Genomic DNA, 1,328 nt, shown 5'->3' with positions numbered 1-1,328 from the left:
GATCGACACAATTAGAGCTTGAGTCAGGGCATGATAAGCGCACATGAAAATGATAATGATGTCCCCACCAAGGACGAACTTTACGTAGCCAAGAACGATCTTTTCCCCCTTCCTGAGCACACAGTTGCTCCTTGATAACAGGGTGAACAAAGATACGAGCCACCTCATCGCTCTTAGCAGCATAACGGATGAGTTCAAAATGCCTCTTATCCCATCGATGATTTAATATCGAGTAATCTTGCAGATCAACCACACTCATCGGTTTCGGCAATTGAAGTTCGTTATAGGAGAGAGGAGAGTCAGCTAAACGCAACCAGATATCAATATCCAGCCCCGTTTGATGGCTTGAATGACCAGATGAAAAACGGCCGCCACGAGGTAAAGAAAGGTCGCCAATTAGTAAAGTAGTTTTTAACTTTTGATTCGCCTTTAAAGCTAGGCTTTCAACAAAATCTATAGTGTTAGGGTGCCCATAGTAGCGATTCGTTCGACTACGTAACACTTGATAACCTGTACCTTCTAAAGGCAGGGGGGAGGCCCCATCTAAGCAGCCGTTCGCGTAACTACCAATAGAAGAGGACATATTATGAGTGGGAGCACTAACTTGCTCCCATGGCGTAGCATAAAGAGGAGCTGAGAAAAATAAACTTAAATAAAAAGAAAGACTCAGCCGCATCATACATCCCCTTTAGTAATGTTCACCATTATCATAGTAGGCATTTGGCGATAGTGCAGAAAAAATGACTGCTACATCAATATCTTCACCGACTACACCACGAACCTGTTGTGTAATTACTTTCGCCACCTTGTCTTGAGTCTCTTGTCCTCGATCAAACCACAAAACTTCAACAAAAGGATAAGCAGGACTTACCTCGCCTTCACTAAAGAAAGTTGTGTAGATGTACTCAAAAGTAAAATCTTCTCGTGGACTATTCATTAGTGGCTGGAGCTCGTCAGTCAGTGGCTTTGACAAAGCTTGTACTGCTTGAGGTTCTACAGCGCGAAATCGTAGATGTGGCATAAGGTTAATCCTATATTTGTATTGTCCTAAGATGATAACAGGAACAACAACGCTAATCATCCCAACAACAACTAGACACGTTCTTAAAAATACCCAGAAAAACGCTAATAAATATCAACAAGAGCTTGAGATTCCAATCAGTGACATTCAACGACAAGGGATCACTAGCGGCTAGATATCAATCCCGCTGGAAATCTGCTGTTCTTTATATAGGGAAAGTAGATAAGAGATTAGGGCAGTTCAGACTTAGCTACCATTAGCTACGCGCCTAGAATCGCCTATTTGGGAACTTGAGTTCACAAAGAAT

General features: G+C 42.3%; 2 protein-coding genes. Both read right to left on the bottom strand.

Annotated elements, in window-relative coordinates:
- Window positions 1-676, bottom strand: a 676-nt coding sequence (gene mepA / locus R7044_RS24080; protein ID WP_225455857.1) for a penicillin-insensitive murein endopeptidase, incomplete at its 3' end; no start/stop codon positions are given.
- Between the two features lie 12 nt (window positions 677-688).
- A complete protein-coding gene (locus tag R7044_RS24075; RefSeq protein ID WP_005483015.1) occupies window positions 689-1,021 on the bottom strand; it encodes a DUF1904 domain-containing protein in 333 nt (110 codons plus the stop codon).
- Window positions 1,022-1,328 lie beyond the last annotated feature (307 nt).

It is taken from the genome of Vibrio sp. 1402 (assembly GCF_033340275.1).
Note: the sequence above shows the minus strand (reverse complement) of the source record. Positions and strands in the feature narration are given on the sequence as shown.